This is a genomic window from Pseudorhodoferax soli (genome assembly GCF_003337555.1).
In the GTDB taxonomy this organism is placed as follows: Bacteria; Pseudomonadota; Gammaproteobacteria; order Burkholderiales; family Burkholderiaceae_C; genus Pseudorhodoferax; species Pseudorhodoferax soli.
Map to the genome: position 1 here is coordinate 1 of NZ_QPJK01000005.1, position 24,492 is coordinate 24,492.

Consider the following 24,492-nt stretch of genomic DNA (forward strand, 5'->3'; position numbering starts at 1 on the left):
CGCGCCACGCCCCGTCAACCTCTGCATCCAACCCGCCGGTCGGCCCATAGACACCTCCTTGATTGAAGGTGTTGCGTCGACCGGTTGAATCCACCCCATCTGGATCTTGCCCTGCGTCTGCTGGCGGAACTGCGCGCCCGGCTGCAGCGCGCGGCCCTTGAACAGGATGCGCCCGCTGTCGAACGGCGCCAGGCCGACGATGCAGCGGCCCACGGTGGACTTGCCCGAGCCGGATTCGCCCACCAGGCCCAGGGTCTCGCCGCGCCGCACGTCGAACGACAGGCCCTTGGCGGCCTCGACGCGCCGGCCCTTCTTGAACAGGCTGCCGCCCGTCACGTAGGTCTTGCGCAGGTCCTGCACCTGCAGCACATGTTCGATCTCGCGGTCTTCGGCCGTGGCGCGCACCTGCCCGTTCGGGATGGCGGCGATCAGCTTGCGCGTGTAGGCGTGCTGCGGGCGCGCCAGCACGGCGGCGGCGGGGCCGGCCTCGACCACCTGGCCGGTCTGCATCACGACGACCTGGTCGGCGATCTCGGAGACCACGCCGAAGTCGTGCGTGATGAACAGCACGGCCGTGCCCTTGCGCTGCTGCAGCTCGCGGATGAGCTTCAGGATCTGCGCCTGCGTGGTCACGTCCAGCGCGGTGGTGGGCTCGTCGCAGATCAACAGGGCCGGCTCCAGCACCAGTGCGCAGGCGATCATCACGCGCTGGCGCTGGCCGCCGGACAGGCGGAAGGGGTAGCTGTCGATCAGCACCTCGGGCTCGGGCAGGCCCACGTCGGCCAGTGCGGCGAGGATGCGCTGGCGCTTCTCGGCTGCGGACAGGCTCACGTGCGCATCGAACACCTCGGCGATCTGCTCGCCGATGCGCATGACGGGGTTCAGCGCCGTCATGGGTTCCTGGAACACCATGCCCATGCGCCGGCCGCGCAGTTCGCGCAGTTGGCCTTCATTGAGCTGCAGCAGGTCCTTGCCGTCGAACAGGATCTTGCCGGCCACCGGTTCCACATGCGGCCGCGGCAGCAGGCCCATGATGGCGTTGGCGATCATGGACTTGCCCGAGCCGGACTCGCCGACCACGCAGAGCGTCTGGCCCTGCAGCAGCTGCAGCGAGGCGCCTTGCACGGCGAGTTCACGGTCGGCGCCCCGGGGCAGGCGGATGTCCAGGTTCTGGATGTCCAGCACGGGCAGTTCCATCTTTTCCATTTTCATTTCCCTCTCCCGTCGGCGCGCGCGTTCAGGCCGTCATTGAGTCCTTCGCCGACCAGGTTCAACGCCAGCACCGTGAGCAGGATCGCCAGGCCCGGGAACACCGCCATCCACCAGGCCTGGCGCAGCACGGTGCGGGCCGAACCCACCATGTAGCCCCAGCTCATCTGGTTCGGGTCGCCCAGGCCGAGGAAGCTCAGCGACGATTCGAGCAGGATGGCGGTGGCCACCATCAGCGAGGCCATCACCACGATGGGCGAGGCCGCGTTGGGCAGGATCTGCGTGAGGATGATGCGCGGCGTGGACTGGCCCGCCAGCTGGGCGGCGGCCACGAAATCACGCTGGCGCAGGGTGAGGAACTCGCTGCGCACCAGGCGCGCCACGGGTGGCCAGGAGACCACCGCGATCGCCGCCACGATGGAGCCGACCGAGGGCTCGAAGATGGCCACCAGCACGATGGCCAGTGCGAAGCTCGGGATGGCCTGGAACAGTTCGGTGAAGCGCATCAACGTGGCGTCGACCCAGCCGCCGAAGTAGCCCGAGATGGCGCCGATCGACACGCCGATCAGGAGCGACACCACGGTGGAGACCACGCCGATCAGCAGCGAGACGCGGGCGCCGGCCACGATGCCCGCGAAGATGTCGCGGCCCATGGTGTCCGAGCCCAGTGGCAGGCCTTGTTCGGCCCAGGGCCGGGCGAACGGCATGCCGACCATGTCCCAGGGATTGTTCTGGGCGATGAAGGGGCCGAGCACGGTGACCAGCGCCACCAGCATCAGCACGATGAGGCCGAACACGGCGCCCTTGTTGCGGCAAAAGCGCCGCCAGAAACTGCTTTTCATGGTGTGTTGCTCCTCAGCCCAGTTCGATGCGGGGATCGACCAGGGTGTAGACGAAGTCGGTGATCAGGTTGAACAGCACGGCCATGGCCGCGGTGAACAGGAAGCAACCCATCAGCAGGTTGTAGTCGCGCTGCAGCAGGGCGTCGAACATGAGCCGGCCGATGCCGGGCCAGGCGAACACGGTCTCCGTCAGCACGGCGCCGCCGATCATGCCGCCGGCCTGGATGCCGGCCAGCGTGACCACCGGCAGCAGCGCGTTGCGCAGGATGTGCCTGCGCTGGATGCGGCCGGGGCGCACGCCCTTGGCGCGGGCGGTCTTGACGAAATCCATCTGCGCCACCTCGAGCATGGCGGCGCGCGTCATGCGGGCGTAGACGGCCATGTAGAACAGGCCCAGCGTGCCGGCGGGCAGGATCAGGTGCTTGGCGATGTCCAGCCACTTGGCCGGGCCGCTGAGGTCGGCGCCGACGGTGAAGAAGCCGAAGGCCGGCAGCAGGTCCAGCTGCACGGTGAACAGCAGCACGGCCATCATCGCCAGCCAGTACAGCGGCGTGGCGTAGAACACCAGCGCCACCACGGTGATGGCGCTGTCGAGCCACTTGCCGGCGTTGCGGCTGGCCAGCGCGCCCAGGCCGATGCCCATGGCCAGCGACAGCGCGAAGGCGGTGCCGGTCAGCAGCAGCGTGGCGGGCAGGCGTTCCAGGATCAGCGTGGCCACGGGCTGCTGCTGGCGGTAGGAGTAGCCCAGGTCGAGCTGCACCACATGGCCGAGGTAATTGGCCAGCTGCGTGGGCAGCGGCTGGTCGAGCCCGAACTGCGCGCGCAGCTGGGCCACGAACTGCGGGTCGGACGCACCGGCCTCGCCGGCCATGATGGAGACCGGGTCGCCCGGCGCGGCGCGCACCAGCATGAAGTTGGCGGTCGCGATCACCAGCAGGGCCAACAGGCCTTGCAGGACACGCACGGACATGAACTGGAGTCGTTTCATCGCGGGCTCGGGTCGGGCATGCGGCGGCGCGGCCTGGCCAGGCCGCCGCATGCGGGGAGGGAAAGATCAGGCCAGCCCGGTCAGGCGACCTTGATGCGGCCCAGGCTGTCGTTCAGCCCGATGCCGGACGAGACGATGTTCTGGATCTTGCTGCGGTACAGCGTCGGGAAGTTGATCTCGTGCAGCCAGGCCACGGGCACCTCGTCGACCAGGATCTTCTGCGCCTCCAGGTACAGCGCCTTGCGCTTGGCCGGATCGCCTTCCTTGGCACCGGCGGCGAACAGCTCGTCGACCTTGGCATTGGTGTAGCCGGCCACGTTGTTGAACGGCGAGCCCTTGGCGATGTTGTCGCTGGTGTAGTTGCGGCCCACGCCGAGGGCCGGGTCGCCGTACTGGTAGACGTAGGTGAAGGCGAGATCGAAGTCCCACTCGTTGCAGCGCTGGTTCCAGCCGGCCACGTCGGTGGCCACCATCTCGATCTTGACGCCGGCCTGCGTGAGGTTCTGGCGCACGATCTCGGCCTGGCGCTGCCAGGATTCACCGTAGGGCAGGGGCAACAGGCGCAGCGTCTCGCCCTTGTAGCCCGATTCGGCCAGCAGCTTCTTGGCCTTGGCCAGGTCGCGCGGGTACTTGGCCACGTCCTCGCTGGCGAAGGCGATGTGGCTGTTGAACGGGCCGGTGGCCGGCTTGGCGTAGCCGTACCAGGCGATCTTGGCCATGGCCTCGCGGTCGATGGCGGTCCAGATGGCCTGGCGGAACTTCACGTTGTCCATCGGCTTGGTGCGGTTGTTCATCCACAGCCAGCTGTGCGGCGCAAAGAACTCCCAGCCCTTGGTGGTGACCGAGGCGCCCGGCAGCTTGGACAAACGGCTCACGTCGAAATACTCCACCGTGCCGCCCGGGGCGATGTCGACCTTGCCTGATTCGAAGGCCGCGGCGCGCGCGGCGGCGTCGGGGATCACGTGGAAGTAGACGCTCTCCACGCTGACGACGCCGGCCTGGTGGTAGTTCTCGTTGGCCACCAGGTGGATGTAGGAGCCCTTGGACCATTCCTTGAACTTGAGCGGACCGGTGCCGATGGGCGTGGCGTTGGCCGGGTTGGTCAGGAAGTCGGTGCCTTCGTAGATGTGCTTGGGCACCATGGGCATGGTGCCGTTCTCGAAGATGCCCATGAAGGGGCCGAACGGCTGCTTGAGCTTGAACTCCACCGTGAGCGGGTCCAGTGCCTTGATCGATTCCACATGGGCCAGGCTGGCGCGAAAGCGCGCATGCGTCTTGCGCAGGAACACGTCGCACGAGAACACCACGTCGTCGGCCGTGAAGGGCTTGCCGTCGTGCCACTTCACGTTGGGCTTGAGCTTGAAGACGTAGGTCTTGCTGTCCGGGCTCACCGTCCACGAAGTCGCCAGCTGGGGCTGGGGCGCGAGCTTCTCGTCGTAGCGCAGCAGGCCTTCGTAGATGTTGCCGGCGACCAGCTGGGTGGGGCCGTTCTGCACGATGCCCATCATCAGGCCCGGCGGCTCGGGCTGGACCAGCACGTTGACGACGCCTTTCTTCGCCTGGGCCAGGCTCATCAGGGGCACCCCGGCGATGGACAGGCCCAGCGCAGCGGGGACGGCTTGGATCAGGTGGCGGCGTTTCATCGGTGCAGGCCTTTCTATGTGGGGGAGGGCTGGGAAGGAAGGAGGATTCAGTCGCGGAACGAGGCAGTGCTGGCCGGCTCCAGCCGTTGCAGCAGTGCGCGCCATTCGCGGGCATAGGGGTCGGTGGGCACCGCGGCCAGGCGGTTGGTGTCGCCGCTGGCGTATTGCTGCGCCGTCAGTTCGCAGACCTCTTCGGGCACCGGGTTCACGGCCTGGCCGGTGCTCTGGATGGCGACCTGCACGCGGCAGGCACGCTCCAGGTTGTGCATGAGGATGAAGGCCTCGGAGACCGTGCGGCCCAGCGTCACGAGGCCGTGGTTGCGCAGGATCAGCGCGCGCGAGGTGGGGCCCAGGTCGGCCACCAGGCGCTCGCGCTCGGCGTGGTCCAGCGCGATGCCCTCGAACGCGTGGTAGGTCACGCGGTTGTGGAACTGCAGCGCCCACTGGTTGCAGGGATGCAGGCCGCCGGCCAGCGAGGACACCGCCACGCCGGCCACCGTGTGGGTGTGCAGCACGCAGGCGGCATCGTGCCGGGCCGCGTGCACGGCGCTGTGGATGGTGAAGCCGGCCGGGTTCACATCCCATTCGCCGGGCTCGACGATGTTGCCGTCCAGGTCGATCTTCACGAGCGAGGACGCCGTGATGTCGCGGAACAGCATGCCGAACGGGTTGATCAGGAATTGGTCTTCCGTGCCGGGCACGCGCGCCGAGATGTGGGTGTAGATGCTGTCGTCCATCCCGTAGAGGGCGACGAGCCGGTAGGCGGCGGCCAGGTCTTCACGGACCTGGCGCTCGGCCGCCGACATGGCGGGGCGACTGGCGGGGCGTGCGGCCGGGGCGGTGCGTTCTGCTGTTTCCACGGATTCTCCGGAAGTGTGTTCTGTCATCTGTCGACAGCTGACATGATGCAGATCCCGTGCCAGCCCAAACATCCGCAGAAACCCGGCAATCGGCGTTGCTGGCGGTGCGCGAGACCGAAACGCGCACCATCGACGTGCACTGGCGCACGCGAGACGTGCAAAAACCGCGCGCCGCCACTTGGCCGACAATCCGGCCCCGCATCCGCAACGAAAGTCCGCTCCGCATGTCCATCCAATGGTTTCCCGGTCACATGCACTCGACGCGCAAGGCGATTGCCGAGCGCCTGCCCGAGATCGACGTGGTGATGGAACTGCTGGATGCGCGCCTGCCCGGCTCCAGCGCCAACCCGCTGATCGCCGAACTGACCCGGGGCAAGCCGTCGCTCAAGCTGCTGACCAAACAGGACCTGGCCGATCCGGAGCAGACCGCGCGCTGGCTGGCGCACTACCAGGCCGAGGCCGGCACCAATGCCATCGCGCTGGACTCGGGCATGGCCGCGCCGATCCGCGCACTGGCCCCGGCCTGCCGCGCGCTGGCGCCCAACCGCGGCGGCATGGCCAAGCCCATGCGCGTGCTGGTCTGCGGCATTCCCAACGTGGGCAAGTCCACGCTGATCAACAGCCTGCGCGGCCAGCGCAAGGCCAAGACCGGCGACGAGGCCGGCGTCACCAAGACCGAGCAGCGCATCGTGCTGGAGGACGATTTCTACCTCTACGACACGCCGGGCATGCTGTGGCCGCGCATCGCCATCGCGCAGAGCGGCGAGCTGCTGGCTGCCAGCGGTGCGGTCGGCCGCAACGCCTACGACGATGTCGAGGTCGCGTTGGCCCTGCTCACGCAGATGCTGGGGCGCTATCCGGAGCGGCTGCGCGAACGCTACAAGCTCAAGGACATGGACGGCCTGAACGACGAGGCCGTGCTGGCCGAGATCGGCCGCAGGCGCGCGCCCTTGCTGCCAGGCGGCCGGCCGGACCTGCAGAAGGCCGCCGAGATCGCCATCCACGACTTCCGCAGCAGCGCCTGGGGCCGTGTGACGCTGGAGACGCTGGAGGAGTTCGCGGAGTGGCGCGCGCAGGCCGAGGTGGCGGATGCGGCGCGGGCGGAGAAGCAGGCGGCGCGCAAGCAGAAGAAGGCGCCGCAGCGCGGGGCGCCCGACGCTTCCGAGGCCTAGCCTGCTTTCAGCAGCACGGCCAGGTCCGCCCCCTGGATCACCCGGATCGGCGCCTGCCTGGCAAACGCCAAGGCGTTGTCGCTGAGCGCGCCCAGTGACAGGAACACCGCCGCATCGGCGTCCTTGGCCTGGCGTGCGGCATCCAGCTCGCGCAGCGGCTCCACGCCCTGGCGCGCCGCCTTCCAGCGCTTGGCGCTGACCAGCGTGGTGCGCCCGCCCTTGTCGAGCACGAAGTCGGCGCCGCCGGTGGTCTTCTTCACCTCGTAGCCGGCTTGGCGGTAGGCCGACTCCAGCGCCGCAGCGAACTCGTTCCACGACATGCCGGCGGCGCGCGCCAGTTGCGCCTCGACCATGGCCGCGCTCGGCGCGCCCCACTGCCGCTTGAGCGCGATGGCGCCGATAATGGCGAACGGCATGCCGCCCAGCGCGCCGGCCAGCGCGTATTCGCGCGGCAGCAGCGCCGCGCTGACCAGCACGAAGCCGCAGGCGATCGCCAGGCTGATCCACCAGCGCGAGCGCAGCAGGATCGCGAACAGCGAGTTTTCGGCCATCTTCAGTTTCATGCGGGGGCGCCTCGGGCGTCTCGGAGGTGTTGGAAAAGGGGGGGTTTGTAGCACGCCACGGCTGTGCAACGGGCCGCTGGTTGCCGCCATGCCGGCATGCAGGCTGCGGGTGCGCCCCAACGGTGGCAGCCGGCCGGTCGCCAGCCCGTCCGGCCCGGCCGGCCCGTCCGGCTTTCACAGTGTCGCCACAATCGGGCGCTCCTTCTCCAGAGAATCGACCCGCTTCGGCATGCTGTGGGAGGCGGCCGGTCAAGCACCGCACGGCAGTGGCATCACGCACGGCCGTGCTCAACTGGAGGGCGAGGATGCGTCAGAAGAACTTCGGGATCGTCGAACGGCTGAACGCCGGCGCCTCCGTGAAAGCATGGCAGCAAGCGCCATGGCTGCAAACAACGGCGCGCTCGCCCTCTGGCAGCCGAAGTTCATGCTGAAGAAAATTCCGTCCGCGCAGCTGCGGCTGGGGATGTACGTGCAGGAGTTCTGTGGTTCGTGGATGGACCACCCGTTCTGGCGCGCGAAATTCCTGCTCGCGACCGAGGCCCAGCTGTCCAAGGTGCGCCAGAGCGGCGTCCACGAGCTCTGGATCGATACCGACAAGGGCCTGGACATCGAAACCGGCATTCCCGAGGCGCAGGTCAGGGTCATGGTGGAGCAGGAGCTGGAGCATTTCGCGACCATGCCTGCACCGTTGATGCCCACCGTGCCGGAGAGCGGCGACGATGTGGGGCAGGCGCTGGAGCTCATCCACCGCTCGCTGCCCAAGATCACGACGATGTTCTCCGATGCGCGGCTGGGCAAGGCGCTCGACCTGCCCGGATGCGAAAGCATGGTCGACGAGATCTGCGAGTCGGTCATCTCCAAGCCGCATGCCCTCATCAGCGTTGCGCGCCTGAAGCGCCACGACGAATACACGTACATGCACTCGGTGGCGGTGTGCGCGCTCATGATCGGGCTGGGGCGCCAGCTTGGCCTGAACGACAGGCTGCTGCGCAAGGTCGGCCTGGCCGGCATGCTGCACGACGTCGGCAAGGCCGCCATGCCGCTGGAGATCCTGAACCGCCCCGGCAAGTTGTCGGACGCAGAATTCCGCGTCATGCGCAGCCATCCGGTGCGCGGCCACGCGCTGCTCACGGAAGGTGGCGGCGCCGGGCCGGTGGTGCTGGACGTCTGCCTGCACCACCATGAGAAGGTCGACGGCACGGGCTACCCCCACGGCCTGGCCGGCGAGCAGATCAGCACCGTGGCCAAGATGGGCGCCATCTGCGATGTCTACGACGCCATCACCTCCGACCGGCCCTACAAGCGCGCCTGGAGCCCGGCGGAGTCCTTGCGCCAGATGGTGCAGTGGAAGGGCCATTTCGACCCCAAGGTGTTCCAGGCCTTCGTGCGCACGGTGGGCATCTACCCGATCGGCTCCCTGGTGCGGCTGCGCTCGGGGCGGCTCGCCGTGGTCGTCGAGCAGAACGCCGCCAACCTGCTGGCGCCGCGGGTCAAGGCCTTCTTCGACCTGGCGTCCAACGTGCGGGTCTACCCGCGCGAGGTCGACCTGGCCGATGCCGCCCTGGGTGACGCCATCGAGCGCTACGAGTCGCCGTCCGATTGGCGCTTCACCGACCTCGACGAGCTCTGCGGCCTGAAGAGGCTCCAGTCCGGCGCGTAAAAGGGGGTAACCGTGGCGGCGCAGACACCTGGCCGGCGGCAAGCCCCGGCCGGCCCCGCCAGGGCCCGGCCCTGGCCCCTGGCACCACAGTTGCGCCACATTTGCGGCGCCGGTCTGGGGCCCAATTCGCCATCCTGTTCCTGAAGGCCATGCGCGCATGCCACACCCCCTCCGCACCGAAGGCCCGTTTCCCGCGTTGGCGCGCGTGCAGCCGCCTGTGACGCCGCGGTTGCTGCTGCGTGCGGCGTTGGTCCTTTGGCTGGTGGCGGCACTGGCCTCGCTCGGGCTGGCCGCGATGGACCGCTTCCAGGCCGACCACTTCGAGCAGCAGATGCGCCCGCTGCGCCAGCTGGCCGTGGTGCGGGCCGAGTTGGCACCGCGTCTGCAGGCCCGCCCCGCCGAGGGCGACGCGCCGCACGACGCGGCCGAACGCGCCGCGTGGCTGTATGCGCTGGAGCGCGTGAACGTGCTGGGCCAGCGCGTGGCGGGCGAGCCGTTGAGCCTGCCCAACACGCTGTCTGAACAGGCCCAGGCGCTGCATGCGCAGTGGGCCGGCATGGCGCTGGCACGCTCGCCCTGGACCGGCGCGGACGCCGGGCCTGGCCGGTCGGCCTTGGCGGCCCTCTTGCAGGAGGCCGAGCGCGTGGAGACCCAGAGCGAAGGCCGCCTGGCGCAGTCGCGCGCGGTGCAGCAGCGGCGCTATGCGCTGGCCTGGTCGGCGCTGGCTGCGCTGCTGCTGGTGGGCCTGGCGGCGGCCTGGCGCTGGGAGTGGCGCTGGCGCAAGCTCGAAGCGGCGCTGCGCACCGAGGCTGCCCAGCACCGCCAGATGCTCGACCTGCTGCCGCAGATGGTCTGGATCTGCGATGCCGACGCGCAGTCCGAATACCTCAACGAACGCTGGGCCCGCTTCAGCGGCAAACCCTTGCGCGAACTGCTGGGCGGCGGCTGGCTCGAGCTGATCCATCCGGACGACCGCCCGACCGTGCTCGGCGAATGGCGCGCCTTGCAGGCCAGCGGCACCGATCGCCTGTCCGACTTCCGGCTGCGCCGCGCCGATGGCAGCTACCGCTGGTGCAACGTGCGGTTCGGCGCGGTCGGGGGCACCGGGGGCCGGCCCACGCGCTGGTTCGGCACCAGCAGCGACGTGCACGACGTGCGCCAGGCCAACCAGGCGCTTGCGCGCAGCGAGGAGTTCCACCGCTCGCTGCTGGCCTCGCTGAACGAAGGCTTGATCGCCTACGACGCGCAGGGCTTGGTCACCGCGGTCAATCCCGCCGCCCAACGCCTGCTGGACCTGCGCGCCGAAGACATGCTGGGCACGCACCCGAAGGCCTGGGGCCTGGTGCTGCACGACCCGCAAGGCCAGCCGGTGGTGCCCGCCCAGACGCCGGTGGGCCGTGTGCTGGCCGACGGCCAGGCCCGGCGCGACGTGCTGGTGGCGCGCACCGACCGCCACGGCCGGCGCCAGTGGCTGTGCGTGAACGCCGAACCCGTGCACGGCAGTCCGGACGGCGCGCTGAGCGCCGTGGTCTGCTCGTTCACCGACGTCACGGAGCAGCAGCAGAGCCAGCGCCAGGCGCTGGAGCAGCTCGAGCGCGAGGTGCAGTCGCGCACGCGTGAGCTGACCGCCATGCTGCAAGAGCGCACCCAGGCCGAGCAGCGCATGCAGGCCCTGAACGCCCAGCTGCAGGAGGCCGAGCGCTTCGCCCACCTCGTGGCCGACAGCGTGCCGGGCCGGCTGGTCTACTGGGACAGCAGCCTGCGTTGCCGCTTCGTGAACCGCACGCAGCGGGAGTGGTTCGGCGAAGCCGACGAGGCGGTGATCGGCCGCACGCTGGTCGAGCTGCGCGGCACCGCCTTCGCCGAACGCGCAGCGCCGCGCGTCGCCGCAGCGCTCGCCGGCACGCCGCAGGAATTCGAGCAGACCGAGTACAGCGTGCGCGGCGAACGCGCCGACACGCGCGTGCAGTACATCCCCGACCGGCGCGAGGGCGAGGTCAAGGGCTTCGTGGTGCTGTCCACCAACATCACGCGCGACAAGCAGGCCGAACTGCTGCTGCACGAGCGCCACGAGCAACTGGAGCAGGCACGCGACCGCGCCAACGCGGCCAACCAGGCCAAGACCATCTTCCTGGCCAACATGAGCCACGAGATCCGCACGCCGCTCAACGCCATCCTGGGCTTCGCGCACCTGCTGCGCCGCGAGATCGACGACCCGGCGCAGCAGCAGCAGCTCGGCCGCATCGTCGGCGCCGCCAGCCAGCTGCTGCAGCAGCTCAACGACATCCTCGACCTGTCGCGCATCGAGTCGGGCCAGCTGCGCCTGGACCAGGCCGATTTCTCGCTCGACGGCCTGCTCGCGCGCAGCTGCGCTGCCGTGGTGGACGCTGCGCGCGAGAAAGACATCGAGCTGGTGCTGCATGTCGAGCCCATGCCCGACCTGCTGCGCGGCGACGCCGCCCGCTTGCTGCAGGCGCTGCTGAACCTGCTGTTCAACGCCGTGAAGTTCACCGAGCGCGGCCTGGTCATGCTGCGCGTGGAACTGCTGAGCCAGGACGGCGGCGAGCTCCTGCTGCGTTTTGCCGTGCAGGACACCGGCATCGGCATCGCCGCAGACGACCTCGGCCGGCTGTTCACGCCCTTCGCCCAGGCCGACGGCACCAGCACGCGGCGCCACGGCGGTACCGGCCTGGGGCTGGCGCTCACGCGGAGCATCGCCGAGCAGATGGGCGGCGAAGCCGGCGCCCAGAGCCAGCCCGGCAGCGGCAGCCGCTTCTGGTTCACCGCGCGCCTGGGCATCGTCCAGGCGGCGCCGGTGCCGCCACCCGCGCCGCTGCAGGGCCTGCGCGCGCTGGTGGTGGACGACCTGCCCGAGGCACGCGACACGCTGGCCGAGCTGCTGCGCAGCCTGGGCATGGCGGCCGACACGGCACCGGACGGCGCCCAGGCGCTGCACCAGGCGGAGCAGGCGGTGCAGGTCGGCCAGCCCTACGAGCTGCTGCTGCTCGATGGCGCCATGCCGGGCATGGATGGCGTGCGGGCCGGCACCCGCCTGGCCGCGCTGGCGCCGCCGCGCGCCATGGTGCTGCTGGCCACGCACGACCGCGCGTCGCTGCACCAGCTGGCGCGCGACGCCGGCTTCGGCGCCGTGCTCGCCAAGCCGGTCACGGCCGGCCTCCTGCGCGACACCTTGCTGCGCCTGGTGGCCGACGCCGGCGCCGTCGACACCCAGGCCAGGCCGCAGACGCTGCTGGCCGGAACGGCCGGTGCGCGTGTGCTGCTGGCCGAGGACAACCTGGTCAACCAGGAGGTGGCCGCGCAGCTGCTGCATGCCGCCGGCGTGCACGTGGAAGTGGCCGGCGATGGCGCCCAGGCGCTGGAGATGGTGCGCAGCCGGCCCTACGACCTGGTGCTGATGGACGTGCAGATGCCGCACCTGGACGGCCTGGAGGCCACGCGACGCATCCGCCGGGAGCCGGCGCTGGCGCAGCTGCCCATCATCGCGATGACTGCGAACGCCTTTCCCGAGGACCGCCAGGCCTGCCTGGATGCCGGCATGAACGAGCACCTGGCCAAGCCCGTGGACCCGCGCGAGCTGCACGCCGCGCTGCTGCGCTGGCTGCCGGCGCGGCTCGGCGAGGGCCGGCCGCCGGCACCTCTGGCCGTGCAGGAGCCCGTGCTGCCCACCGTGCCGAGCCCCGCGCCGCTACCGGCCCCGGCCGTGGCGGCGGCACCGGCCACGCCGGCCAGCTCGGCCGACACCGTCGCGCGCATGGCCGCGCTGATCGACCTGCCGCAGGCGCTGGAGTACGCGGCTGGCCAGAGCGACATCCTGCTGCGCGTGCTGCAGCAGTTCGTCACCCACTATGCCGCCACCGGCGCCACGCTGGCACGGCTGCTGGAGGAGGGCGACCGCACCGCGCTGGCGCGGGCGCTGCACGGCCTGCGCGGCGTGGTCGGCATGATCGGCGCCGGCCGGCTGCGCGAGATGAGCGCGGCCGTGGAGGCCGCACTGGCCAAGGGCACGCCAGAGCAGGAACTGCAGGCCCCGGTGGACGAACTGCGCACCGAACTCGACGCCCTCGTCGCCGCCGTGGCGCAGCGTCTTCTCTGATCAGCCGTCCACGCGCTCGAAGCGGTAGCCGAAGCCGTAGACCGAGACCATCTTCCAGCCGTGCGTGCCGTCCAGCTTGAGCTTGCGGCGCAGCCGGCTGACGTGGGTGTCCACGGTGCGCGCGTCGACCTCGGTCGACACGCCCCAGACCTTGTCGAGCAGGAAGTCGCGCGAGAGCAGCTTGCCCATGTTCTGGAACAGGCACACCGCCAGGTCGAACTCCTTTTGCGTGAGCTCCATGGGCTGGCCGGCCATGGCCAGGCGCTGGCGGGTGATGTCGATCTCGTACTCGCCCGCGCGCAGCACCGGCAACTGGCCGGGGCGGGCGCGGCGCGAGGCGGCGGTGATGCGCGCCAGCAGTTCCAGCGGCTTGGCCGGCTTGACGATGTAGTCGTCGGCACCGGCCTCCAGGGCCGCCACGGTGACGGGTTCCTCCTCGCGCGCGGTGATGACGATGCAGGGCAGTTGCCAGCCGACGGTCTTGCGCAGCCATTGCAGCACCTCTCCGCCGTTGCCGTCGGGCAGCATCCAGTCGATCAGTGCCAGATCGAAGGTCTCGGCCTGTACGCCGGCCTGGAACATGGCGGCCGTCTCGAAGCCCTTGCAGGTGTGGCGGCCCTGCTGCACCAGCAGCGTCAGCAGTTCGCGCTGCACCGGGTCGTCCTCCAGGATGGCGATGTGCATTCTTGCTCCTTCTAAAACATCGGAATGCCGGCACGTGCAGCGGTCCTGCGCCGCCCTGCGGTAGCGGGGCCGGGGCCGGCGATGACAATCGCGGCCCATCTGCCACCCCGAGGAGACCGCTTCCCATGCCGACCCACCATCTGACGCTGGCCTACTGGTGCCTGCTGGCCGCCGCGGTGCTGCCCTACGTGACTGCCTGGATCGCCAAGGCCGGTGCCTTCGGCCCTGGCGACAACCACACGCCGCGCGCGTGGGCGGCACGCCAGGGCGGCTGGCGCGCCCGCGCGCTGGCGGCGCAGCACAACGGCTTCGAAGGGCTGCCGCTGTTCATGGCCGGCGTGCTGGCGGCCCACCAGTTCGGGGCCACGCAGGCGCGCATCGACGCGCTCGCCTTGGCCTATGTGCTGCTGCGCGTGGTCTATGTCTCGTGCTACATCCGCGACAAGAGCACCCTGCGCAGCCTGGCCTGGACCGCGGGGGTGGCGGTCAGCGTGGCGCTGTTCTTCGTGCGCTGACGCCGTTCCGAGGCGCGCGCCAGCGCCCGCGTTGCCGGTGCCGGTGCGGGGCGCAGGACGGGCCTGGCCGGGATGGATGCGCGCGCTGCGGGGAACGGCCGGCAGGCTGTCGCCGTTGGCCGGCGCCGGTCCGCTCCGACGGCCGGGCCGCGCAGCCCGGCCATGGGCGAGGGCTTGGCCTCGGCCGTGCCCGGGGCCGGCAAATCCCGCCGCAGCGGGCACCGTGCCACAGCCGAGCGCCGCGAACCGCATCGGCAACGGCATGGATCTCCTTGTTTGCAACGGCCGAATTTTGAAACAGTTCTTGTAACTTTTGTGTTGGGGATCGCCCGAATGTGGTGCTGTCCTACCACACAGCCGTGCGCTGCGACGGGTGCGCGGCTGGTGGCGCCAGACGCGGCAGGCTGCATCCCGGCGCAGCGCGTTGGGCCCGTGGCCGGACGTTTGTCAGGCCGGGCCGCCGTGGCCCAGTTCGCGCGCCAGGCGGCGCACCAGCTGCACGAGGTCGCGGTGCAGCTGCAGGCCCGGCCCGGCCAGCGTGGCAGGTGCGGCGCCGTCGCCCAGCTGCCGCTCGAAGCTGCGCAGCGCCTGCAGCAGCGCGGGCGCGCCCACCGTGGTCAGGGCGCCGCGCACCGAATGGCAGACCTTGCGCCAGCGCGCGACGACCTCCGCCGGCGTGCCGCTGGTGTCCAGCAGCTCCGGCAGCCCATGGGCATAGGTTTCCACGAAGCGGCCCAGTGCACGCTCAAGGATGGGCATCTGCCCGGCCACATGGCGCAGCGCCTGCTCCACGTCGTAGCCTGGCACGCGCGCCAGCCGCGCCTGCAGCGGCTCGCCGTGCAGCGTGCCGCCGGCCTGTGGCAACGGCTGCAGGCCGGAGGAGGCCGGTTCGCGCAGCGGCAGCCAGCGCAGCAGCTTGCCGTACAGGGCCTCGGGGTCGACGGGTTTGCCCACGTGGTCGTTCATGCCCGCGTCCAGGCAGGCCTGGCGGTCCTCGGCGAAGGCGTTGGCGGTCATGGCGACGATGGGCGTGCCGTCGCCATCGCGCTGGCGGATCGCGCGCGTGGCCTCGGTGCCGTCCATCACCGGCATCTGCACGTCCATGAGGATCAGGTCGTACTGGCGTGACAGCGCCATCTCCACGGCGCGGCCGCCGTCCCACGCGGTCTCCACCACCAGGCCCACGAGATGGAGCAGGTCCTGCGCCACCTCCCGGTTCACGGGGTTGTCCTCGGCCAGCAGGATGCGCTGGCCTGCGTGGCGCTGCTGCAGCAGGCTGGCGGCATTGGAGGCATGCAGTCCGGCCGGCTCGGCCTCGGTGTGCGCGCTGCGCAGCAGCTCGACCAGGCGTTCCTGCAGCGCGGCGGAGGTGAGCGGCTTGAGCATCACCGCATCGAAATGCGCGGCACGGGCGCGTGCCACCAGGCTCGGCTCGTCGAAGGCCGTCACCAGGATGCTGGGCGGGATGCCGTCGCCCAGCAGCGCGCGCAGCCGCTCCAGGGTCTCGATACCGTCGGCAGGCTCCATGCGCCAGTCGATCAGCAGCACGTCGTAGGCCTGGCGCGCTGCCATGCGCGTCTCGATGCGGCGCACCGCTTCCTCGCACCCGCCCACCGCATCGACCTGCACACCCAGCAGCTGCAGTTGCTCGCCGATGACGGCCAGGGCCTCGGGCAGGTCGTCGATGACGAGCGCGCGCAGGCCCTGCAGCACCGGCTGGATGGCGGCGCGCGGCGCCTGCGCTGCGCGGCCCAGCCAGGCCGTAAACCAGAAGGTGCTGCCGGAGCCCGGCGCACTCTCCACGCCGGCGTCGCCGTCCATCGCGCGTGCCAGCTGGCGCGACAGGGCCAGGCCCAGGCCCGTGCCGCCGTGGCGCCGAGAGAAGGAGTTGTCGGCCTGCTCGAAGGCGTTGAACAGCGCCGCCTGGCGGTCGTGCGAGATGCCGGGGCCGGTGTCCTGTACCTCGAAGCGCACGAGCAGCCGCTCCGCATCTTCGCGGGCGACCGCGCCGCGCACGCGCACCCAGCCCGTCTCGGTGAACTTGACGGCGTTGGTCACGAGGTTGATGAGGATCTGCGACAGGCGTGTGGGATCGCCGCGCAGGCGGCGCGGCAGGTGGTCCTGGTCCAGGATCAGCTCCAGTCCCTTGTCGCGGGCCGGGCCGGCCGCCAGCTCGATGGCGCGGGCCATCACGCCGTCCAGCGAGAACTCGATCTGCTCCAGCGTCAGCTTGCCGGCCTCGATCTTGGAGATGTCCAGGATGTCGTTGATGACCTGCAGCAGGTGCTGGGCGGCGGCGCCCACCTTGTCCAGCCGCTCGCGCTGGGTGCGGTCGCGCGCGTCGCGCGCGAGCAGGTGCGTCAGGCCGATGATGGCGTTCATCGGCGTGCGGATCTCGTGGCTCATGTTGGCCAGGAAGGCCGACTTGGTGCGGCTGGCGGCGTCGGCCTCCTGGCGCGCCCCCACCAGCGCCGCATTGGCCTGCTGCAGGGCCAGTGTGCGCTCCTGCACGCGCTGCTCCAGCGTGGCGGCCATCTGGCGCAGTCCGTCCTCTGCCTCCTTGCGCTTGGTGATGTCGGTGGCCACGCCAAGCAGCACGTGCTGGCGCCCGTCCAGCGACAGGATGGGCCGCTTGATGGTGCTGAACCAGCGTACGCTGCCATCGGCGGCGACCAGCTGTTCCTCGTCGATCAAGAGGTCGCGGCCGCTCTCGATGACCTGCCGGTCGGCGGCGAAGAAGCGCAGTACCTGTTCGCGGTCGGGGTTGAAGTCCAGCTCGCTGCGTCCGACCAGGGACTCCACATCCGTGCCATAGGCCTCGGCGAGCGCCTGGTTCGCCAGCACGAAGCGGCCCTCGGCGTCCTTGGCGAAGATCAGGTTGCGGTTCAGGTCGATCACGCGGCGCAGGAAGGCCTGCTGGAACTGCAGTTCGCTGGTGCGCTCCTGCACGCGCTGCTCCAGCCCGGCGTTGAGTTGCTGGAGGTGGTCTTCGGCCAAGGCCCTGGCCTTGACCTCCTGGCGGATGCCGCGGAACAGCAGCACGAACAGCGCCGTCAGCAGCACCAGCGTGACCAGCAGCGCCAGCAGCGTGGAATCGCGCTGCGACTCGGCGCGGCGCAGGCGGGCTTCCAGCAGCGCGGCCTCGGCGGCGTCCATCTGCTGCACGCGATCGCGCAACTCCTGCATGTTCTGCCGCGTGCTCTCGCTGCGCAGCATGTCGCGTGCGGGCGCCGCGCCCTCGCGGAGCAGCGCGGTGCCCAGGGCGTCCAGCATGCGCAGGTGGGTCTCGGCCAACCGGGTCAGCTGCGCATGGCGCGCCAGCTGCTCGGGGTTGTCGTTGACCAGGGCCCGCACGTCGTCCAGGTTGCGGCGGGTCTCGACCGCCCAGGTCTCGTAGTCGGCCGAGAACTTCCGCTCGCCCGTCAGCATCTGGTTGCGGCGCGCGAGCTCGGCATCGGCGATCGCGCCGTAGACGGCGGCCAGCTCCGCGCGCACCTGTTGCGTGTGGGCGATGAGGCGCGCCGTGTCGGCGAAGCGCGCACCCGTCGTGTAGGTGAGGCCGCCGCCCATGAGCACGAACAGCGCCGTGGGAATGAAGCCCGACAGCACCAGCGTCTCGATGCGGTTGCGCACGTGGGAGCCGGGCTGCGCGTGCAGCGTGGCCGCCAGCAGGTGCGCCGCCGTGCCCAGCAGCAGGAGGGCCCAGGCCGTGTGCAGGGCCACTGGTGGCACGGTGCGGTCGGTCGCGATGGCGCCGACATCCCAGAGGTAGCCGATGAAGGACACGATGCCGACGCCGGCCACCAGGGCCGCCGCGATGCGGGCCAGCGGCAGCAGCCGCGGGCGCGGCATGGCGGCGATGGCACCGGCCAGGGCTGTCAGGGCGACGGCGCTGTAGGGCGACATGTGGCCGCGCGCCTGGTGCGTGGCCGTGTCGTGGTGGCGGAACAGCACCTCGTCCAGCCGGGGGTTCCAGCCGAACAGGTATCCGGCCAGGGCCATGAGGGCGAGCAAGGCCACGCCGGCGGCCAGGGCCAGGGCCCAGCGGTCGTTCGAAGGCGAGGGACGGGTGCGCAACCACAGGGCGGCTGAACTGGCGAGCAGGCCCAGCGCGGTGTCGGCCTTCATCTGCACCGCGCCCGGCACCACGCTGCGCAGGACGGGCAGGTCGAAGGCCCAGCCCGCCAGCGCCGCCAGGCCCATGAGCGCCGACAGCGCACAGGCCAGCTGGGCGAACTTCAGGCGTGGGCTGCGCGGGTCCGTGGGCGGCATGGCAAACCTCCGTGGCGTGGCGGCTGCAGAACCGCCGAGCCTAAGCGCGGCGCCGGCGTGGGAACGTAGGACAGGGCGACGAGCGCGGCAGTGCCGCTGCCCGTGCCGGTGTCGCTGGCAGATTCTTGGCCGGAAGATCTGGGGGCTGCCGGCGGGCGCGGCAGGCCCCCGCCGGCTCAGTGCGCCTCGGCCGCCTTGGCGGCCTCGATCGCATCGGCCGTGTTGTCGCCGGTGCCGTTGAAATAGATGTTGAGCAGCACGGCGGCGATCGCCGTCAGCAGGATGCCGGACTCCAGCAGCGGGTGCAGGCCATGGGCCATCTGCTGCATCCAGCGCGGCGCCACCAGCGGGATCAGGCCGAAGCCGATGGCCAGCGCGACGATGTACAGGTTGTTGCGGTTGCCGCGGAAATCCACCGCCGACAGGATGCGGATGCCGGTGGCCGCGACCATGCCGAACATCACCAGGCCGGCGCCGCCCAGCACGAAGGTGGGCACGCTCTCTACCAGCGCGCCCATCTTGGGCAGCAGGCCCAGCACCACCATGATCACGCCGCCGGCCACGCAGACCCAGCGGCTGCGCACACCGGTCACGCCGACCAGGCCCACGTTCTGGCTGAAGCTGGTGTACGGGAAGGTGTTGAAGAACCCGCCGATGACGGTGCCCAGGCCGTCGGTGCGCAGGCCCGCGGCGAGGTCGGCCTGCGAGATCTTCTTGCCCGTGATGTCCGACAGCGCGAGGAACATGCCGGTGGACTCGATCATGACCACCACCATGACCAGCGTCATGGTCAGGATCATCACCGGGTCGAAGGTCGGCATGCCGAAGGCCAGCGGCGTGACGATGTCGAACCAGTGCGCCTCGGCCACCTTGTGGAAGTCCATCTTGCCCATGGCCACGGCCACCGCGCAGCCGGCCACGATGCCCAGCAACACCGAGATGTTGGCCAAGAAGCCGCGGCCGAACCGCACCAGCAGCAGGATGAAGACCAGCACCGCGGCGGCGATGCCCATGGTGTCGAGCGCACCGTAGTTCGGGTTGTCCTGCATCGGGATCGGGCCGAGCAACTGGCCCACCGGCACGCCCTTGGCTTCTGCGGCGGCGCGCGTGGCGTCCACCAGGCGCACCAGCGCGTCGGCGTTGACGGTCTGCGCCATCGAGGACGGGCCGCCCATGGCCCAGCCCACGCCCACGCGCATCAGGCTGATGCCGATGACGGCGATGATGGTGCCCGTCACGACGGGCGGAAAGAAGCGCAGCATCTTGCTGATGGCCGGCGCGATCAGCATGGAGACGACGCCCGCGCCGATGATGGCGCCGAAGATCGCGCGCGCGCCCTCCACGCCGGGCATGGCGTTGGCGAAGGCCACCATGGGGCCGACGGCCGCGAAGGTCACGCCCATCATGACCGGCAGGCGGATGCCGAACCAGCGCGTCATGCCGAAGGACTGGATCAGCGTGACGATGCCGCAGCAGAACAGGTCGGCGCTGATCAGCATGGCCACCTGGTGCGGCGAGAGCTGCAGCGCGCGGCCGACGATCAGCGGCACGGCGACGGCGCCGGCGTAGATCACGAGAACGTGTTGCAGGCCCAGCGCGGCCAGGCGGCCGGTGGGCAGGCGTTCATCCACGGGGTGGACAGCGGGCGTGGTCATCGGGGTGTCTCCAGGACTTCGCAAAAATGCACGCGCGCTGGGCGGCTTTCAGTGGGGGAAGCCGCGGCCAGTGCCGGCCGGTTCTTCCCCCCACCACAGCGGGTTCTGTGAGGAGCTCTGGTCGCAAAACCCCTTGGAGAAGGAGACCCGCGGCGACCTGGATATAAGGCTTATCGTATACACCTTAGAGTGTTTTTTGTCTCCGGATAAACCCTCTGATCGCATACGAATAGCGCTCAGGAACCGCGGTAGGTGCTGTAGCTGAAGGGACTCACGAGCAGCGGCACGTGGTAATGGCCGGCCTTGTCGGCGATGCCGAAGTCGAGCGGCACGCTGTCGATGAACGGGGGCTCGGGCAGCTCCACGCCGCGCGCACGGAAGTAGGGCGCCACCTCGAACACCAGGCGCCAGCGGCCGGTTTCCATGGTGGATGCGTCCAGCAGCGGGCCGCCGTCGTTGCGCCCGTCGGCGTTGAGCGTGATGGTCTTGACGGTCTGCGCGCTGCCGTCGGCCTGCACGCGCTGCAGCTTCACAAGCATGCCTGCGGCGGGGCAGCCGTTGGCGGTGTCGAGGACGTGGGTGCTCAGGTGTCCCATGGTCGGTGTTCCTTTCGAAGAGGTTGGGCAGAGTCTGGATCGTATACGCGATAAGGCGCCTGCACGCCTCCGCGGCCGCGGAGGCGATGCAAGCGCCGTACCGGGAGGGGCGGGCGGGCTCAGGCCGGCTTGTCGCCGATCTTGAACTGCGACAGGGCTTCCAGCGCCCGCACCATGCCCGAGTGGTCCCAGGCCGCGCCGCCCTGGGCCACGCAGGCCGAGAGCAGCTGCTGCGCACCGGCCGTGCCCGGCAGTGCCAGGCCCAGCTGGCGTGCGGCACCCAGGGCCAGGTTCAGGTCCTTCTGGTGCAGCGCGATGCGGAAGCCCGGCTCCACGGTGCGCGCGACCATGCGCTCGCCCAGCACCTCGAGGATGCGCGAGCTGGCCAGGCCGCCCAGCAGGGCCTCGCGCACGCGGGCCGGGTCGGCGCCGGCGCGTGCGGCGAAGAGCAGGCCTTCGGCAACGGCCTGGATGGTCAGCGCCACGACGATCTGGTTCGCCACCTTGCAGGACTGTCCGTCGCCGCTGCCGCCCACGCGCGTGATGTTCTTGCCCATCAGCGCGAGCACCGGCTTGGCGCGCTCGAACACCTCGGGCTTGCCGCCGCACATGATGGACAGCGTGGCGTTGCGCGCGCCCACGTCGCCGCCGGAGACCGGCGCGTCCAGGTAGTCGGCGCCCAGGGCCTCGATGCGGCGCGCGAAATCCTGCGTCTCCACGGGAGAGATCGAGGACATGTCGATCACCAGCTTGCCCTTGCCATGGGTGGCCAGGCCCGCGGCCATGCCGTCCTCGCCGAACAGCACGGCCGCCACGTCGGGCGTGTCCGGGAGCATGGTGACCACGATGTCCGCGCGCTCGGCCACGCCGCGCGCCGAGGTGCACTGCGTGGCACTGGTCTCGGCCAGCGCGGCCGGCACCTTGCCCAGCGTGTGCAGGAACAGCTGGTGGCCGGCGGCGATGAGGTGGCCTGCCATGGGCGTGCCCATGACGCCCAGGCCGATGAAACCGATCTTGAGGGAGGAAGAAGTCATGTCTGAGAGCGTGTCGTTGTCAGTGGGAGGGAATCCAGGCCAGGCCGTCTTCGGTGCGGCCCGCGGGCTTGTATTCGCAGCCGATCCATCCGGAGTAGCCGATGCGGTCCAGGTGGGCGAACAGGAAGGGGTAGTTGATCTCGCCCGTGCCCGGCTCGTTGCGGCCAGGGTTGTCGGCCAGCTGGATGTGGGCGATGCGCGGCAGCTGCCGGGTGAGCGTGGCCGCGAGTTCGCCTTCCATGCGCTGCATGTGGTAGATGTCGTACTGCAGGAAGAGGTTGGGCGCGCCGACCTCGTCCAGCAGCGCCAGCGTCTGCGCACTGCGGTTCAGGTGGAAGCCCGGGATGTCGTAGCTGTTGACGGGCTCCACGAGCAGCTTGAGGCCCGCATCGGCCAGCTGCAGCGCGGCATAGCGCAGGTTCTCCACGAGCGTGGCGTGCACCCGGCCGGCGTCCGCGCCGGGCGGCGTCTTCCCGACGAGGCAGTTGAGCTGGCCCACGCCGAGCACGCGGGCGTACTCGATGGCCTGGCCCACACCGGTGCGGAACTCGCGCTCGCGCCCCGGGATGCAGGCGATGCCGCGCTCGCCGGCATCCCAGTCGCCGGCCGGCAGGTTGTGCAGCACGAGCTGCAGCCGGTGTTCCTGCATGCGGCCCAGGATGTCGGCGGCCGAATACGGGTAGGGGAACATGAACTCGACGGCCTGGAAGCCGGCGTGCGCTGCGCGTTCGAAGCGGTCCAGGAAGGGCACCTCGGTGAACAGCATCGAGAGGTTGGCGGCAAAGCGGGGCATGTCGTCTCCCTCAGTCCAGCATCGCCGCGGCGATGGCCGTGGGCACGTCGGACTTGTTCGCCGCCAGTTCCTCGAACTCCACCACGTTGTCGATCTCGGTGCCCATGGCGATGTTGGTGATCTGCTCCAGCAGCACCTCCACCACGACCGGCACGCGGTACTCCTCCATCCAGGCCTCGGCCTGGCGCAGCGCCGGCGCGATCTCCTCTTGGCGGTGCACGCGGATGGCCTTGCAGCCCAGGCCCTCGACCACCTTGATGTGGTCCACGCCGTAGCTGCGCACCGCCTCGTCTGCCGGCGTGTTGATGTTGTCGAAGGCCAGCTGGACGCAGTAGTCCATGCCGAAGCCGCGCTGGCTCTGGCGGATCAGGCCCAGGTAGCTGTTGTTCACCACGATGTGCAGGTAGGGCAGCTTGAACTGCGCACCCACGGCCAGCTCCTCCAGCATGAACTGGAAGTCGTAGTCGCCCGACAGCGCGACGATCTTGCGGCTCGGGTCGGCGGCGCGCACGCCCAGGGCTGCCGGCACCGTCCAGCCCAGCGGGCCGGCCTGGCCGCAGTTGATCCACTGGCGCGGGCCGTAGACATGCAGGAACTGCGCGGCCGCGATCTGCGACAGGCCGATGGTGGAGACGTAGGTCACGTCCTTGCCGAAGGCGTTGTTCATGCACTGGTACACGCGCTGCGGCTTCATGGGCACGCTGTCGTAGTTGGTCTTGCGCAGGTACTGGATGTCGCGCTTGCGGTCCTGGCATTCGGCGGCCCAGGCGGAGCGCTCGGGCAGCTTGCGTTGCGCGGCGCGTTCGCGTGCGGCCTGCACGAACAGCTCGAGCGCGGCCTTGGCATCGGAGACGATGCCGTAGTCGGGCGCGAACACGCGGCCGATCTGCGTGGGCTCGATGTCGACGTGGATGAACTTGCGGCCCTTGCAGTAGACCTCGGGGCTGCCGGTGTGGCGGTTCGCCCAGCGGTTGCCGATGCCCAGCACGAAGTCCGACGCCAGCATGGTGGCGTTGCCGTAGCGGTGGCTGGTCTGCAGGCCGCACATGCCGGCCATGAGCGGGTGGTCGTCGGGGATGGTGCCCCAGCCCATCAGCGTGGGGATCACGGGGATGCCGGTCAGCTCGGCGAACTCCACCAGCAGCTCGCTCGCGTCGGCATTGATGATGCCGCCGCCGGCCACGATCAGCGGGCGCTCGGCCTCGGCCAGCATGTCCAGCGCCTTGTCGATCTGCGCGCGCGTGGCGGCTGGCTTGTAGACGGGCAGCGGCGAGTAGGTGTCGATGTCGAATTCGATCTCGGCCATCATCACGTCGAACGGCAGGTCGATCAGCACCGGCCCGGGGCGGCCCGAACGCATCAGGTGGAAGGCCTGCTGGAAGGCGCGCGGCACCTGGGCCGGCTCCAGCACCGTGGTGGACCACTTGGTCACGGGCTTGACGATGCTGGTGATGTCCACCGCCTGGAAGTCTTCCTTGTGCAGCCGTGCGCGCGGCGCCTGGCCGGTGATGCACAGGATCGGGATGCTGTCGGCACTGGCCGAGTACAGGCCGGTGACCATGTCGGTGCCGGCCGGGCCCGAGGTGCCGATGCACACGCCGATGTTGCCGGCCTTGGCCCGCGTGTAGCCCTCGGCCATGTGCGAGGCGCCCTCGACATGGCGCGCCAGCACATGGCTGATGGTCTGGCGCTCGCGCAGCTGCGCATAGAGCGGGTTGATGGCGGCGCCGGGCACGCCGAAGGCCTGGGTGATGCCTTCTTTTTCCATCACGAGCACTGCGGCCATCGCCGCCTTCATCTTTGCCATTGCTGGTCTCCTGGTTGGTGCAATCGAGGGCAATGGTCGCGACGGCGCCGCCCCGCGTGAACGCCTGCCACTGGATATCAACTAT

Annotated in this window: 17 protein-coding genes; 4 read left to right on the forward strand and 13 right to left on the reverse strand. The window is 70.1% G+C overall.

From position 1 onward, the window contains the following. The 5 genes from DES41_RS17925 to DES41_RS17945 all read right to left on the reverse strand — a co-directional run. Positions 1-1,206 (reverse strand): ATP-binding cassette domain-containing protein (locus DES41_RS17925; RefSeq protein ID WP_245965796.1); only part of this gene is annotated, 1,206 nt, incomplete at its 3' end. A 2-nt stretch (positions 1,207-1,208) separates the two neighbouring features. Beyond that, a complete protein-coding gene (locus DES41_RS17930; protein WP_114469048.1) occupies positions 1,209-2,051 on the reverse strand; it encodes an ABC transporter permease in 843 nt (280 codons plus the stop codon). Between the two features lie 13 nt (positions 2,052-2,064). After that, complete coding sequence (locus tag DES41_RS17935) at positions 2,065-3,039, reverse strand: ABC transporter permease (protein ID WP_114469049.1); 975 nt, start codon at positions 3,037-3,039, stop codon at positions 2,065-2,067. Positions 3,040-3,119: 80 nt separating this feature from the next. Next, positions 3,120-4,682: an ABC transporter substrate-binding protein gene (locus tag DES41_RS17940; RefSeq protein ID WP_114469050.1), complete on the reverse strand. Its 1,563-nt coding sequence runs from the start codon at positions 4,680-4,682 to the stop codon at positions 3,120-3,122. 47 nt (positions 4,683-4,729) lie between these two features. Further along, a complete protein-coding gene (locus DES41_RS17945) occupies positions 4,730-5,542 on the reverse strand; it encodes a class II aldolase/adducin family protein (RefSeq protein ID WP_281277215.1) in 813 nt (270 codons plus the stop codon). Positions 5,543-5,766: 224 nt separating this feature from the next. On the opposite strand from DES41_RS17945, the gene ylqF reads away from it, so the two are divergent. Continuing rightward, complete coding sequence (ylqF, locus tag DES41_RS17950; RefSeq protein ID WP_114469512.1) at positions 5,767-6,714, forward strand: ribosome biogenesis GTPase YlqF; 948 nt, start codon at positions 5,767-5,769, stop codon at positions 6,712-6,714. Here ylqF and DES41_RS17955 read toward each other — a convergent pair. Beyond that, the gene (locus tag DES41_RS17955; protein WP_114469052.1) at positions 6,711-7,277 is read right to left on the reverse strand and encodes a restriction endonuclease; all 567 of its coding nucleotides are present in this window, start codon (positions 7,275-7,277) and stop codon (positions 6,711-6,713) included. The genes ylqF and DES41_RS17955 overlap by 4 nt on opposite strands. Before the next feature lie 424 nt (positions 7,278-7,701). On the opposite strand from DES41_RS17955, the gene DES41_RS17960 reads away from it, so the two are divergent. Together DES41_RS17960 and DES41_RS17965 are read left to right on the forward strand one after the other, a co-directional pair. Next, a complete protein-coding gene (locus DES41_RS17960) occupies positions 7,702-8,937 on the forward strand; it encodes a cyclic di-GMP phosphodiesterase (protein ID WP_114469513.1) in 1,236 nt (411 codons plus the stop codon). Positions 8,938-9,094: 157 nt separating this feature from the next. Further along, positions 9,095-13,051, forward strand: coding sequence for a response regulator (locus DES41_RS17965; RefSeq protein ID WP_114469053.1), 3,957 nt, complete (start codon positions 9,095-9,097; stop codon positions 13,049-13,051). Here the strand turns inward: DES41_RS17965 and DES41_RS17970 are convergent, their stop codons facing one another. Continuing rightward, complete coding sequence (locus DES41_RS17970) at positions 13,052-13,735, reverse strand: response regulator transcription factor (protein ID WP_114469054.1); 684 nt, start codon at positions 13,733-13,735, stop codon at positions 13,052-13,054. It abuts the gene before it with no gap. Positions 13,736-13,860: 125 nt separating this feature from the next. On the opposite strand from DES41_RS17970, the gene DES41_RS17975 reads away from it, so the two are divergent. Beyond that, entirely contained in the window at positions 13,861-14,250 is a 390-nt protein-coding gene (locus tag DES41_RS17975) for an MAPEG family protein (RefSeq protein WP_114469055.1), read from the forward strand. Between the two features lie 447 nt (positions 14,251-14,697). Here DES41_RS17975 and DES41_RS17980 read toward each other — a convergent pair whose 3' ends face one another. From DES41_RS17980 to gcl, 6 genes are all read right to left on the reverse strand, one after another. Then, a complete protein-coding gene (locus tag DES41_RS17980) occupies positions 14,698-18,522 on the reverse strand; it encodes a response regulator (protein ID WP_114469056.1) in 3,825 nt (1,274 codons plus the stop codon). A 176-nt stretch (positions 18,523-18,698) separates the two neighbouring features. Further along, positions 18,699-20,177 carry a nucleobase:cation symporter-2 family protein gene (locus tag DES41_RS17985; RefSeq protein WP_114469057.1) on the reverse strand — a complete coding sequence of 493 codons (1,479 nt, stop codon included), beginning with the start codon at positions 20,175-20,177 and terminating at the stop codon, positions 18,699-18,701. Between the two features lie 236 nt (positions 20,178-20,413). Then, positions 20,414-20,773 carry a hydroxyisourate hydrolase gene (gene uraH / locus DES41_RS17990; protein WP_114469058.1) on the reverse strand — a complete coding sequence of 120 codons (360 nt, stop codon included), beginning with the start codon at positions 20,771-20,773 and terminating at the stop codon, positions 20,414-20,416. Positions 20,774-20,892: 119 nt separating this feature from the next. Further along, positions 20,893-21,807, reverse strand: a complete 915-nt coding sequence (locus DES41_RS17995; RefSeq protein WP_114469059.1) for a 2-hydroxy-3-oxopropionate reductase — start codon at positions 21,805-21,807, stop codon at positions 20,893-20,895. 19 nt (positions 21,808-21,826) lie between these two features. Next, positions 21,827-22,600, reverse strand: a complete 774-nt coding sequence (gene hyi / locus DES41_RS18000; protein WP_114469060.1) for a hydroxypyruvate isomerase — start codon at positions 22,598-22,600, stop codon at positions 21,827-21,829. Positions 22,601-22,610: 10 nt separating this feature from the next. After that, on the reverse strand, positions 22,611-24,407 hold the full coding sequence (gene gcl, locus DES41_RS18005; RefSeq protein WP_114469061.1) for a glyoxylate carboligase: 1,797 nt from the start codon (positions 24,405-24,407) through the stop codon (positions 22,611-22,613). Positions 24,408-24,492: the final 85 nt, after the last annotated feature.

Excerpts from the sequence above, each read along its gene's own strand:
- DES41_RS17930 (WP_114469048.1), bottom strand. The coding sequence starts at position 2,051 with ATGAAAAGCAGTTTCTGGCGGCGCTTTTGCCGCAACAAGGGCGCCGTG.
- DES41_RS17935 (WP_114469049.1), bottom strand. The coding sequence starts at position 3,039 with ATGAAACGACTCCAGTTCATGTCCGTGCGTGTCCTGCAAGGCCTGTTG.
- DES41_RS17940 (WP_114469050.1), bottom strand. The coding sequence starts at position 4,682 with ATGAAACGCCGCCACCTGATCCAAGCCGTCCCCGCTGCGCTGGGCCTG.
- ylqF (WP_114469512.1), top strand. The coding sequence starts at position 5,767 with ATGTCCATCCAATGGTTTCCCGGTCACATGCACTCGACGCGCAAGGCG.
- DES41_RS17955 (WP_114469052.1), bottom strand. The coding sequence starts at position 7,277 with ATGAAACTGAAGATGGCCGAAAACTCGCTGTTCGCGATCCTGCTGCGC.
- DES41_RS17960 (WP_114469513.1), top strand. The coding sequence starts at position 7,702 with ATGCTGAAGAAAATTCCGTCCGCGCAGCTGCGGCTGGGGATGTACGTG.
- DES41_RS17965 (WP_114469053.1), top strand. The coding sequence starts at position 9,095 with ATGCCACACCCCCTCCGCACCGAAGGCCCGTTTCCCGCGTTGGCGCGC.
- DES41_RS17970 (WP_114469054.1), bottom strand. The coding sequence starts at position 13,735 with ATGCACATCGCCATCCTGGAGGACGACCCGGTGCAGCGCGAACTGCTG.
- DES41_RS17975 (WP_114469055.1), top strand. The coding sequence starts at position 13,861 with ATGCCGACCCACCATCTGACGCTGGCCTACTGGTGCCTGCTGGCCGCC.
- DES41_RS17980 (WP_114469056.1), bottom strand. The coding sequence starts at position 18,522 with ATGCCGCCCACGGACCCGCGCAGCCCACGCCTGAAGTTCGCCCAGCTG.
- DES41_RS17985 (WP_114469057.1), bottom strand. The coding sequence starts at position 20,177 with ATGACCACGCCCGCTGTCCACCCCGTGGATGAACGCCTGCCCACCGGC.
- uraH (WP_114469058.1), bottom strand. The coding sequence starts at position 20,773 with ATGGGACACCTGAGCACCCACGTCCTCGACACCGCCAACGGCTGCCCC.
- DES41_RS17995 (WP_114469059.1), bottom strand. The coding sequence starts at position 21,807 with ATGACTTCTTCCTCCCTCAAGATCGGTTTCATCGGCCTGGGCGTCATG.
- hyi (WP_114469060.1), bottom strand. The coding sequence starts at position 22,600 with ATGCCCCGCTTTGCCGCCAACCTCTCGATGCTGTTCACCGAGGTGCCC.
- gcl (WP_114469061.1), bottom strand. The coding sequence starts at position 24,407 with ATGGCAAAGATGAAGGCGGCGATGGCCGCAGTGCTCGTGATGGAAAAA.